Genomic DNA, 12,148 nt, shown 5'->3' with positions numbered 1-12,148 from the left:
TCTCACCGATGACGCTACGAAGCAAAGTGGACAGCATTCGTCCGCAATGGATCGTGATTCAACAGGTCAAGAACTGTCCGCAATCTGCGACACTATGAGGTCATGGCCGATACGACGACGAGGACGCTGAAACTGTTGGCGCTGCTTCAAGCCCACCGGTTGTGGGCTGCCGCCGACCTCGCGGCGCGTTTGGACACCACCGAACGCACCGTGCGGCGAGACGTCGAACGTCTACGCGAGCTCGGGTATCCCGTCGATTCGGTGCGCGGCGCGGGCGGTGGATATCAGCTGGCTCCGGGCGGCTCGCTCCCACCGCTGGTCGTCGACGAGGAAGAGGCGGTCGCGATCGTTGCGGCACTGCGGAGCGCCGCGTCGGGTCCCGCCGCAGGCCTCGCCGAGGCGTCGGTGCGTGCGCTGGCCAAGGTGACCCAGGTCCTGCCGCCGAAACTGCGTCGTCGCGCCGACGCCCTGCGCACCATGAGCGTGACCGTCGGCGACGATGTCACCGCGCCCGCCGTCGAAGCCGAGGCGCTAACAACCGCGGCGCTGGCCTGCCGCGATGCGACCGAGCTGACGTTCCACTACGCGCCCGCCGCCCGGTCGGGGAGCGCTCCCCGGCGCCGTCGAGTGGAGCCCCTGCGGCTGGTTCCCGTCGGGCGACGCTGGTACCTCCTCGCATACGACCTCGAGCGGCAGGACTGGCGGACATTCCGGCTCGACCGGCTCCACGACGCGCGCCCGGAGAAGCGCCGGTTCAACCCGCGGCAGGTGCCGGGCGGCGACGCCGCCGAATATGTTCGAGACAGCCTCCGGGCCGGACGCGAGCAGCACGCCGTCGTCGTTCTCGTGCACGCCGACGCGGGACTCGTCCGGCAGCGGATCGGGCGACACGCCGAGGTCGCCGACCACGCAGACGGCGCGCTCGTCACAATGCAGATCGACGACGCGCGCTGGATCGGAGTGGCCGTCGGCAGCTTGGACGCCGACTACGAGTTCGTCGACGTCCCGCCCGAGGTCCTTCACGAGTTGCGTGGACGCAACGCGCGTGAGTCCCGGGCGCTCTACCTCGCCGACCGCGGGTAGGCCGGCGAGGTAGGGCCGAGATCGGCGACGCCGTATCGAGATCGGCGACGCAGTCTACGGCGCGTAGGTGCGTGCGCCTTCGGCGGCCGTTTCGTCCGGAGTGGTGACACGGTTGGCGCGGTTCACCGCGGAGATAACGGCGCGCAGGCTCGCGGTGGTGATCGACGGTGCGATGCCGACACCCCAGACGGTCTCGCCGTTGATCTCGGTCTCCACATACGAGGCGGCGCTCGCGTCGTCGCCCGCCGTCATGGCGTGCTCGTGGTAGTCGAGGACGCGGACGTCGTAGCCGATCGTGCCCAGCGCTGCGACGAACGCCGCCAACGGACCGTTGCCGCTGCCGCTGATCTCCTTCTCGACGCCGTCCACCTTGACGATGGCTTCGATGCGGTCCTCGCCCTCATCGCCTTCGGCCGTGTCGAGCTGCTTGCGGACACCCTCCAGCGGGGACACCGGCTCCAGGTACTCCTGAGCGAAGACGTCCCACATCTCCTTCGGGTTCACCTCGCCGCCTTCACCGTCGGTGATCTTCTGAATCTCGCGGCTGAACTCGATCTGCAGGCGGCGCGGCAGGTCCAGGCCGTGGTCGGCCTTCATGATGTAGGTGACGCCACCCTTGCCGGACTGACTGTTGACGCGGATCACGGCCTCGTAGTTGCGGCCGACGTCCTTCGGGTCGATCGGCAGGTAGGGGACCTGCCACAGCAGATCGTCGACGTCCTTGTCGGCGGCGTCCGCGTCGTACTTCATCTGGTCCAGGCCCTTGTTGATGGCGTCCTGGTGGCTGCCGGAGAACGCCGTGTAGACCAGGTCGCCGCCGTACGGGTGGCGCTCGGGGACGTTCAACTGGTTGCAGTATTCGACGGTGCGACGGATTTCGTCGATGTCGGAGAAGTTGATCTGCGGGTCGACGCCGCGACTGAACATGTTCATGCCCAGCGTCACCAGACAAACGTTTCCGGTCCGCTCGCCGTTGCCGAACAGGCAGCCTTCGATACGGTCCGCGCCCGCCATGTAACCGAGTTCGGCTGCGGCGACGCCCTCACCGCGATCGTTGTGCGGATGCAGGCTCAGAATGACCGAGTCGCGACGAGCCAGATTGCGGTGCATCCACTCGATCGAGTCGGCGTACACGTTCGGGGTCGCCATCTCGACGGTCGCGGGCAGGTTGATGATCATCGGCTTCTCGGGGGTCGGCGCGATGACCTCGGTGACGGCGTCGCAGACCTCCTTCGCGTAACTCAACTCGGTGCCGGTGTAGCTCTCCGGGGAGTACTCGTACCGCCAGTTGGTGTCCGGGTGCTTCTTCTCCTCTTCCAAGCACAGCTTCGCGGCGTCGGTGGCGATCTTCGTGATCGCCGCCTTGTCGGCGCGGAACACGACACGGCGCTGCAGCACGGACGTCGAATTGTAGAAGTGGACGATCACGTTGGTCGCGCCTGCGCACGCCTCAAAGGTGCGCTTGATCAGTTCCGGACGCGACTGCGTCAACACCTGGATGGTGACGTCGTCGGGGATCGCGCCGTCGCCGATGATCTCGCGGACGAAGTCGAAGTCGGTCTGGCTCGCGGACGGGAAGCCGACCTCGATCTCCTTGTAGCCCATCCGGACCAGCAGATCGAACATGCGGCGCTTGCGGGCCGGGCTCATCGGATCGATCAACGCCTGGTTGCCGTCGCGCAGGTCGACGGCGCACCACGCGGGGGCGCGGTCGATGACCTTGTCCGGCCAGGTGCGATCGGGCAGGGCGACGTTCTCGACCTCGTCGGCGAAGCTGCGGTAGCGGTGGACGGGCATCGCCGAATTGCGCTGGGGATTCCAGCTCGGCTGACCGTCGGGAATCGGGCCTGCCGGCTCTACGATGCGGCTCGGTCCGGAAGTGAAAGCATCTGCTGGTGCCATGATTGGTCAATCTCCTGATCAGAACAAATGATGGGGTTGACCGGCGCGTAGAGAAGCCCCGCGACGGAGGGCCGGTCGAATCAGACCCCGCCGCGGCAGCCGAGAAGAAGCAGTGCGCGCATGTCTGTCATGGTAGCACCGGTTCTTCTCGGCGCTCTGTGGAGCCGCGCATGACGACCACCACGACGACACCCAGCACGACGAGGAGACCGCCGCCGGTGAGAGCTGCGACGTGCAGTCCGTCCACGAACGCGCTGCGGGCGGCGTCGGCGACGGGACCGGTGCGGCCGGACTGTTTCAGCGTCTCGCCGAGCGAGTCGGCGAACCCGTGTCCACCGTCGCCTGCGAGGAACACCGCAGTGGCGAGGGAGCCGAGGAGCGCGAGGCCGAGGGCGTTGCCCAGTTCGAAACTGGTCTCCGAGACGCCGGAAGCGGCACCGGACTTCTCCGGGGGAGCCGAACCGACGACGACGTCGCTCACCAGCGAGAACTGGATTCCGAAACCGATGCCTGCGACTGCGGTGATGACCAGATAGACCCACAGTGGGGTGGACGTCGACAACGACACCAGCGCGATTGCGGACGCGCCCGCGAGCATCACGGCGCCGGCCAGCGCGAACCGCACGCCGACCAGACGCGTGACGCGGTCCGCGTAGATCGAGAACACGGCGACGGTGATCGCCATCGGGATGCCGGCGAGAGCCGCGGTGAGAACGTCGTAGCCGAGCACTGACTGCAGGTACACGTTCGTCAGGTAGGCGAGGCCGCCCTGTGCCATCATCCCGACCATCGCCACCGCCAGCGACGAGCTGAACGAGGGGTTGGAGAACAACGAGAGCACCAGAAGGGGTGCGGCGGCGCGTCGTTCGTGTCGGATGAACGCGGCGAACATCGTGATGCCGAACAACCCGGTGACGACGGCGGTCGCGGTTGCACCGTGCACGGCGAACGTCTTCACCGAGTAGACCACCGGCAGGATGCCTGCGAGCGACAGCACGACGCCGAAGACGTCGAATGGTTCGGTGCGGGCGGCACGGAACTCGGGGAGCAGCGACGGACCGGCCAGGAACAGGACGGCGAGCACTGGCACGTTGATCAGGAAGACCACACCCCACCAGAAGTGGTGCAGGAGCGCTCCGCCGATGACCGGCCCGACGGCGGCTCCGCCCGCGAACGCCGCGGTCCACACGCCGATGGCGCGGGCCCGCTCTCGGGCCAGCGGGAACATGTTGGCGATCAGGGACAAGCTCGCAGGCATCAGCGTCGCACCGCCGATGCCCATGAGTGCGCGGGCGGCGATCAGCAAGCTTGGATCGGAGGCGAACGCGGCGAGCGCGGACGCCCCGCCGAAGACGGCGGCACCCGCCAGGAGGATCCGCCTGCGGCCGATCCGGTCGCCGATGTTGCCCATCGTGATGAGCAGCCCGGCGATCATGAATCCGTAGATGTCGAGGATCCAGAGCTGTTGCGTGGCAGTGGGTTCGAGCGCGTCGCTGATCGTCGGCATCGCGAGGTAGAGCACCGAGAAGTCCATCGACACGAGCAGCACGGGCAACTGCAAGACGATGAGGCCGAACCACGTGCGACGAGTCGCGGGCCGGGCGACCGAACGCGGCGCTGACATGGGTTTTCGCTCCTGCGAATCACGGATGGGCTGAGGCGATCTACTCCACCGTCACGATACGTTTCGACCGGTCGCCCAGTCGAATCGATTTCAGCCGAATCGAAATCCGCCGAATCGATTTCAGATGGCGAAGTCGAAGACCGTCAGCATGTAGGCGCCGAGCCACGCGGACGCGAGCGTCGCCCCGACGGCCGTGGAGATCGCCGCGGTTCGGGATGACCGGGCGAGGCGGATCGCGATCGGCAGTGCGATGACGAACGCCGGCAGCATCAGTCGTGGCCGCGACGGCATCAGACCGCTCGACAACAGGACCGACGCGATGACGAGTGTCGCGTAGGCGAGGACTGGCCACGGCAGGCGGTCGGCGAACGACCAGACGAGTAGAACAAGCGATGCGATGATCACGAGCGCAGTGAGTACCGAAACCGCGTCGAGCGAGCCGGTGAGCGTGTCGTAGAGGAACGACGCGACGGCTTTCCCGCCGTCGAAGGAGGTGTTCCAGCCTTCGGTCTGGATGCGGAACCATCCGGACGGGCTCCCGGTCTTCGCCCAAACCACGCACAGGTAACCGATGTACCCGAGTGGTGCGATGATGCCTGCGATCCATGCCCGGGTGCCGTCGCGGTGGGTGATCATCGCGGCGATCATGACGACGACGATTACCGCGATGCCCGTCGGACGGACCAGGCCGATGGCAAAGGCGCTGAGCCCGGCGAGCAGCCATCGCTCCTCTAGGACGCCGACGAGCGCCCACACGGCGAGCGCGCAGAAGAGCGCTTCGGTGTAGGTCATCGACAGGACGACACCCATCGGGGCGGCCGCGAACAAGACGACGAGTATCAGGCCGGTGTTGCGGGCCGTGACGTCCGCGGTGTCGGGACGCACGCGTTTCGCGCAGTCCGCGCCGAGGCGGGCGACGCCGACTGCGGCGACGGCGCCGATCACGACGTTGAGTGCGATGCCTGCGCCGAACGGGCTGACCAACGGGAGCTTCGCGAACAAGCCGACCAGGATCGGGTAGCCGGGAAAGAACGCGTATGCCGTCGTATCTGTGTGCACGCCTTGGGCATCCGTACCGGTTTCGGGTACGCCGTCGTATCCGTAGTCGGCGATGTCGAGCATCCAGACCCCGTCCCACCTGGACAAGAGATCGTCGAGGGAGAGGTCGTGGATGGCTCCGAACCATGCGAGGACGAGCACTCCGACGAGGCGTACACCGAGGTACACGGCAACGGCGGTGGCAGCCGGATTCCATCGGAGTGCGGGAGTCATCGCCGCAAATCCTACGGGGCCTCTACGACTGCTCCGATGAGTACGTCTCCGACTGCATGGACGAGTACGTCTCCGACTGCATAGATGAGTACGTCTCCGACTGTATAGATGAGTACGTCTCCGACTGTTCCTATGAGGACGTCTCCGACGTAGCCGCGGTCACATCGATCCGCGGCACCTGTGGCCAGACGAATCGGACCGGTAAGGTTGTCCCCTGACCGAACGTAAGACAACGAAGGGTGCACGACGTGGCACTGGTGGTCCAGAAGTACGGCGGCTCCTCTGTGGCGGACGCCGAGCGCATTCGCCGTGTCGCCGAACGGATCGTGGAGACCAAGCGCGCGGGCAACGACGTCGTCGTGGTCGCATCGGCGATGGGTGACACCACCGACGAGCTGCTGGACCTGGCCGAACAGGTCAATCCGGACCCGCCGCAGCGCGAGATGGACATGCTCCTCACCTCCGGTGAGCGCATCTCGAACGCGCTCTTGGCGATGGCGATCGAATCGCTCGGCGAGGACGCGCAATCGTTCACCGGCTCGCAGGCTGGCGTCATCACGACGTCGAGCCACGGCAAAGCCAAGATCATCGACGTGACGCCTGGCCGAGTCCGCAGCGCGCTCGACGACGGCAAGATCGTGCTCGTCGCCGGATTCCAAGGGGTCTCGCAGGACACCAAGGACGTCACGACGCTCGGCCGCGGCGGATCGGACACGACCGCCGTCGCTCTCGCCGCGGCGCTGAACGCCGACGTCTGCGAGATCTACACCGACGTCGACGGAATTTACACCTCTGATCCGCGCATCGTCTCGAATGCGCGCCGCCTCGACAACATCTCGTTCGAGGAGATGCTGGAGCTCGCGGCGTGTGGCGCGAAGGTGCTGATGCTCCGCTGCGTGGAATACGCACGGGCTTACAACGTTCCCGTTCATGTGCGCTCGTCGTACTCGACAAACCCGGGCACTGTGGTGTCCGGCTCGATGGAGGACATCCCCGTGGAAGAAGCGATTCTCACCGGCGTTGCGCACGACCGCAGCGAAGCTCAGGTGACCATTGTCGGCATCGAAGACAAGCCGGGATTCGCCGCGAAGGTGTTCCGTGCGGTCGCCGACGCCGAGATCAACATCGACATGGTCCTGCAGGGCGTGTCGCGGATCGACACCGGCAAGACCGACATCACGTTCACGTTGCCGAAGGAGCTCGGCGAGCTCGCCGTCACCGAACTCGGCAAGCTGCGGGACGAGCTCGGTTTCGCCGAGGTCGTGCTCGACGAGAACATCGGCAAGGTGTCGCTCGTCGGTGCGGGTATGAAGAGCCATCCCGGCGTCACCGCGACGTTCTGCGAGTCGCTCAGCGATGCGGGCATCAACATCGAGTTGATCTCCACGTCGGAGATCCGCATCTCCGTGCTCGTCGGCGACGAAGACCTCGACCGTGCCGTCCAGGTGCTGCACGCGGCGTTCGACCTCGGCGGCGAAGAAGAAGCCGTGGTGTACGCAGGAACGGGGCGGTAATCATGGGCGAGCGAAGCGACGGGGGATTGTAATGGGCGTGAAGCTTGGAGTGGTGGGTGCGACGGGTCAGGTCGGCGCCGTGATGCGCGAGATCCTGGCGCAGCGTAACTTCCCGGTCGACGAGATCCGATTCTTCGCGTCGCCGCGTTCGGCGGGCAAGACGTTGCCATGGGGTGACGAGGAGATCGTCATCGAGGACGCTACGACGGCGGACCCGACTGGCCTGGACATCGCGTTGTTCTCGGCAGGCGGCACGATGTCGAAGGTGCAGGCTCCGCGGTTCGCGGCGGCGGGTGTCACTGTCATCGACAACTCGTCGGCGTGGCGCAAGGACCCCGACGTGCCGTTGGTGGTCGCGGAAGTGAACGGCGAACTCGCGAAGAATCCGCCGAAGGGCATCATCGCGAACCCGAACTGTACGACGATGGCCGCGATGCCGGTCCTCAAGCCGCTGCACGACGCGAAGGGTCTCAAGCGACTGATCGTGTCGAGCTACCAGGCGGTGTCCGGCAGCGGGCTGGCCGGAGTCGCCGAGCTCGCGGGACAGATCCGCAACGGCGTCGACGACGCCGAGAAGCTGGTGCACGACGGCAAGGCCGTCGACCTGGGCGAGCCCGTCAAGTACGTCGCACCGATCGCGTTCAACGTCGTCGCTCTCGCGGGCGACTACGTTGACGACGGCTCGGGTGAGACCGATGAGGATCAGAAGCTGCGCAACGAGTCGCGCAAGATCCTCGGCCTCCCGGATCTTCTGGTCAGCGGTACGTGTGTGCGTGTGCCGGTGTTCACCGGTCACTCGCTGGCCATCAATGCCGAGTTCGACGAGTCGGTCACTCCCGCCGAGGCGCGCGCCATCCTGGCCGACGCCGCGGGGGTGCAGGTCGTCGACGTTCCGACGCCGCTCGACGCGGCGGGCGGCGACGTCTCGCTGGTTGGCCGCATCCGTCAGGATCCGGGCGCCCCGGACGGCACTGGTCTCGCGCTGTTCGTCTCGGGCGACAACCTGCGCACGGGTGCGGCGTTCACCACTAGTCAGAGCGCCGCGCGGCGGGTGTAGTCCAGGCTCGTATTTCCACCTTTCGGGGCGGTGACCGCATGGCGGTCACCGCCCCGAAATCGTATGGCTCGCGCGTATCGCACGGATGGTGTCCCCCGTTACAGCTTTCGGGCAATCGTGCGCTACATTGCACCCATGAGAAAATACTCGGGAGTAGTCTCACGTTCTGTTCGGGCGTCACGACACGCCGTCGCCGCTGGTCTGGTCACCGTCGTCGCGGCTGCCGGGGTTGTCGCAGTCGGTGATTCGGGGACCGCAGATGCGGCACGGAACTTCTACGTTCCTCCGTCGACGTACGATTCGACGCCGGGTTCGATCATCCGCACCGAACACAGCGACCTGCTGCTGCAACTCCCGGGGATGAAGGGGCAGTGGCCGGGCACGGCGACGCGTCTCATGTACACGTCGAAGCTCCAGAACGGGAAGCCGACCGCGGTGACGGGCACTGTCGTCGAGCCGACCGCGAAGTGGAACGGCAAGGGGGAGCGCCCGACCGTGGTGGTGGGGCCGGGCACCGTCGGGCAGGGCGACCAGTGTGCCGGGTCCAAGATGATGAACTTCCCGATGGCGATCGACCTCACCAAGCCGAGTATCGGTGTCAACTACACGGCGCCCGAGATGTACCTGATGCTGCTCAACGGTGTCCGAGTCGTTATCACCGACTACGTCGGCATGGGGACTCCCGGCATCCATACGTACGTGAACCGGCTCGAATCCGGCCGGGCGATGCTCGACGCCGCGCGCGCCGGACTGAAGGTTGCGAAGGCCTCGAAGGACGCGCCGGTCGCATTCACCGGCTACTCGCAGGGCGGCGGCGCCGCCGCGTCGGCCGCTGAGCTCGCCGAGACGTACGCGTCCGACCTCAACGTGAAGGCCACCTACGCGGGTGCCCCGCCAGCCGACCTGTCGAAGGTCATCACGAAGATCGACGGCACGTTCATCGCCGGGGCGATCGGCTACGCGATCAACGGTCTCGACGCCCGCTATCCGGAACTCAGCCCGATCCTGACGAAGGAGACCAACGCGCAGGGCAAACGCGTGCTCCATGACACGGCGACCCAGTGCATCGGCGACTCCGGTCTGGCGTTCGGTTTCCAGCGGACCAACCAGTGGACCCGTGACGGCAAGTCCCTCGCGTCGGTGATCAAGCGGCACCCCGAAGTCCAGAAGATGCTCGACGACCAGCGCATCGGCTCGCTCAAACCGAACGCGCCCGTCCTGATCTCCACCGGTGTCAACGACGACGTCATCCCGACCGGCCAGGTCGTCACCCTGTACAAGGACTGGCGCAAGCAGGGTGCGAATGTGCGCCTGACCCGTGACTACACGCCGCCGATCTTCCCCGGCCTCGTGGTCAACCACGCGGTCCCGATGCTGTTCAAGCTGCTCCCGGCGACGAGCTTCCTCCTGGCCGAGTTCAACCGCTGAGTGTTCAACCGCTGAGCCGACTGAGCAGTGGAACCTGTCTGGCTGACTAGTCGAGCTTCCTTCGTCCGAGAGTTCGGGTCACATCCCCGAACCCTCGGACGAAGTGCATTTTGTGCGCATCCCCCGGATTACCGTTCCCAGAATCGGTGAAACGTGTTCCACTCGATTGCGTGAAACGTCTGACTCGAGCCCTCGCCGTCATGGCGACCGTGGCACTCGCCGCCGGAGTCGCACCGGCACAGGCCGCACCGCCCGTCGGTTCGCCTCCCGGGGTCGCGACACCGTGGACGTCGCTCATGCACGGTGACGCGGCGTCGACCGACAGCACGCAGTTGCGCGGGCCGGGCACGACGGGGCATCTCGCCGCGTCGAGCGTTCCGGGCGGAGTGTGCGCGGCGACGTTCGTTGGGACCGACGGCTACCCGGTCTCGCTGTGCACCTCGTACCTCGCCGGCGATCCGCCGCAGGTCGCGACTCCGGTGGTCACCCTCTTCCACCCCGACTCCGCAAAAGTCCTCGCGACCCTGCCGCTCACGAAGGGCGGGCTCCTCGGCGGCGTCTACGGCTACCTCGACGAGAAGAACCGGGTGGTCGTCGCCGACGGGAGCGGAGCCGTCCTGCACGTCGGACACCATCGGACCCCGAACGGCTGGAAGCTGTCGGTCGACCGTCGCGTCGACATCTCGAAACGGATCGGGAGCGATCAGGTGACTGGTCTGGCGCCCGACTTCGACGGACGCGTCTGGTTCGTGACGACGAAGGGAGTGGTCGGCACCATCGCGCCGAACGGCCGCGTCGCCGCGAACCGTCTGCCCGTCGGCGAGCGACTCGGGAACGGATTGACCATCCGGCGGGACGGCGCATCCGTCCTCACCACCCACGCGCTGTACGAGATGCGCGCCGGCGACTACGGCGTCCCTCGCACCGTGTGGCGCCGCGCGTACGACCGTGGACCGGCACGAAAGCCCGGTCAACTCACCTGGGGTTCGGGCACCACTCCCACCTACTTCGGGTCGGGCGGCGACAGCTGGGTCGCGATTGTCGACAACGCGCACGTGCCGCGCCTGCACGTCCTGAACGCCGACACCGGCGCGCCGGTCTGTTCGATGCGCGCATTCACCCGGTCGCCGCAGGGAACCGAGAACTCACCGATGGCGTGGGGCGACAGTATCGTCATCCCGAGCACATACGGCTACCAGTACCCGCCGATGGCGGTGACCGGACCGAGTCGCCCGGCGGGCGCCCCGTTCACCGGCGCCATGACGCGTATCGACGTTGTCGACGGGAAATGCATGCGCGTCTGGGAGAACTACCGCGACCGGATGGCGACGTTGCCGCGACTCTCGCGCGCCGACGGGCTCATCCACGGGCTCGCATATGGCCCGTATCGGCTCGGCCCGCAACAGCTCGGATCGGTGAACTACGTCGGCGTCGACTTCCGGACCGGAGCACGCAAAGTCACCCGCAAGGTCGGCGACGCACCAGTCGACGAACCGATGCAGTTGACGGGCATGATCGGGCCCGGTGGCGTGCTCTGGCAGGGGACGGTGACGCGAATGCTTAAGATCGCCCCATGACGTTCCCCGACGGCGACCCCGACCGCATCCCGACGCAGGCCGAGCTGGATGCGCAGGACATGGCCGAGATCGCCCGTCGATCCAAGGATGCCGAGCAGCGTGACCGCTACCCGGGACGGCCCACCGACCCGGGGCCGTCACCGACCGCACTCGCCCGCGACGCCCGGGTCGCGTGGCTGCTGTCCGCGGCGGCAGGCCTGATCTGGGTGGTCTACGGTTTCACGAACCTGTCGGCGACGACGTCTCGGCTCGCCGGGCGGTTGCAGCCCGGGCTCGAGGATGTTCCCGACGTCGACCCGGCGGCCAAGGCGGAGTCGCTTGCGCACTTCTGGCCGCTCGCGTTCCTGATCGGCATCCCGGTCGTCGTCGCGCTCTCGTGGCTGATGCTCGTCGGCATCGAACGCGCACACAGCCGTAATCTGCGCAGTGTCTATCTGTCCACTGTCGTGGTGGTCCTGCTGTTCGTTCCGGTGTGCGCGGACCTGCTGTTCAACTATCCCGATTCGCCCCGATGGGTGTGGGCGATGGCATGGGTCCAGTTCGCGCTGCTCATCGTGTCCGCGCTGATGACGTTGCGGCGCAGCGTCGGACAGTGGCTGCCGCAGTCGATGCGCGTGCGCCCCATCAGGGTGGCCCGTGGCGAGTAGGTTGGAGATCGTGCGCCGCGAAGACCGTCGGCGACGACACGCGA

Annotated in this window: 9 protein-coding genes; 6 read left to right on the top strand and 3 right to left on the bottom strand. The window is 66.7% G+C overall.

Annotated features, from left to right (window positions below):
* Nucleotides 1–102 precede the first annotated feature (102 nt).
* Complete coding sequence (locus L5G33_RS09605) at nucleotides 103–1,083, top strand: helix-turn-helix transcriptional regulator (protein WP_236997953.1); 981 nt, start codon at nucleotides 103–105, stop codon at nucleotides 1,081–1,083.
* A 54-nt stretch (nucleotides 1,084–1,137) separates the two neighbouring features.
* Here L5G33_RS09605 and leuA read toward each other — a convergent pair whose 3' ends face one another.
* From leuA to L5G33_RS09590, 3 genes are all read right to left on the bottom strand, one after another.
* A complete protein-coding gene (gene leuA / locus L5G33_RS09600) occupies nucleotides 1,138–2,985 on the bottom strand; it encodes a 2-isopropylmalate synthase (RefSeq protein ID WP_236997952.1) in 1,848 nt (615 codons plus the stop codon).
* A gap of 127 nt (nucleotides 2,986–3,112) precedes the next feature.
* Nucleotides 3,113–4,609, bottom strand: coding sequence for an MFS transporter (locus L5G33_RS09595; RefSeq protein WP_236997951.1), 1,497 nt, complete (start codon nucleotides 4,607–4,609; stop codon nucleotides 3,113–3,115).
* Nucleotides 4,610–4,729: 120 nt separating this feature from the next.
* Complete coding sequence (locus L5G33_RS09590) at nucleotides 4,730–5,881, bottom strand: hypothetical protein (RefSeq protein WP_236997950.1); 1,152 nt, start codon at nucleotides 5,879–5,881, stop codon at nucleotides 4,730–4,732.
* 248 nt (nucleotides 5,882–6,129) lie between these two features.
* Between L5G33_RS09590 and L5G33_RS09585 the strand changes: the two genes are divergently transcribed.
* The 5 genes from L5G33_RS09585 to L5G33_RS09565 all read left to right on the top strand — a co-directional run bounded on the left by L5G33_RS09585 (nucleotide 6,130) and on the right by L5G33_RS09565 (nucleotide 12,104).
* Nucleotides 6,130–7,395: an aspartate kinase gene (locus L5G33_RS09585; protein ID WP_236997949.1), complete on the top strand. Its 1,266-nt coding sequence runs from the start codon at nucleotides 6,130–6,132 to the stop codon at nucleotides 7,393–7,395.
* A 31-nt stretch (nucleotides 7,396–7,426) separates the two neighbouring features.
* A complete protein-coding gene (locus L5G33_RS09580; protein ID WP_236997948.1) occupies nucleotides 7,427–8,452 on the top strand; it encodes an aspartate-semialdehyde dehydrogenase in 1,026 nt (341 codons plus the stop codon).
* Between the two features lie 135 nt (nucleotides 8,453–8,587).
* Nucleotides 8,588–9,880: a lipase family protein gene (locus tag L5G33_RS09575; protein WP_236997947.1), complete on the top strand. Its 1,293-nt coding sequence runs from the start codon at nucleotides 8,588–8,590 to the stop codon at nucleotides 9,878–9,880.
* A gap of 170 nt (nucleotides 9,881–10,050) precedes the next feature.
* Nucleotides 10,051–11,457, top strand: a complete 1,407-nt coding sequence (locus L5G33_RS09570) for a hypothetical protein (RefSeq protein ID WP_236997946.1) — start codon at nucleotides 10,051–10,053, stop codon at nucleotides 11,455–11,457.
* Entirely contained in the window at nucleotides 11,454–12,104 is a 651-nt protein-coding gene (locus L5G33_RS09565; RefSeq protein WP_236997945.1) for a hypothetical protein, read from the top strand. The genes L5G33_RS09570 and L5G33_RS09565 overlap by 4 nt, the downstream gene beginning before the upstream one ends.
* Nucleotides 12,105–12,148 lie beyond the last annotated feature (44 nt).

The organism is Gordonia liuliyuniae (genome assembly GCF_021738805.1).
Classification (GTDB): Bacteria; Actinomycetota; Actinomycetes; order Mycobacteriales; family Mycobacteriaceae; genus Gordonia; species Gordonia liuliyuniae.
This window is presented reverse-complemented; position numbering and strand designations above follow the sequence as displayed.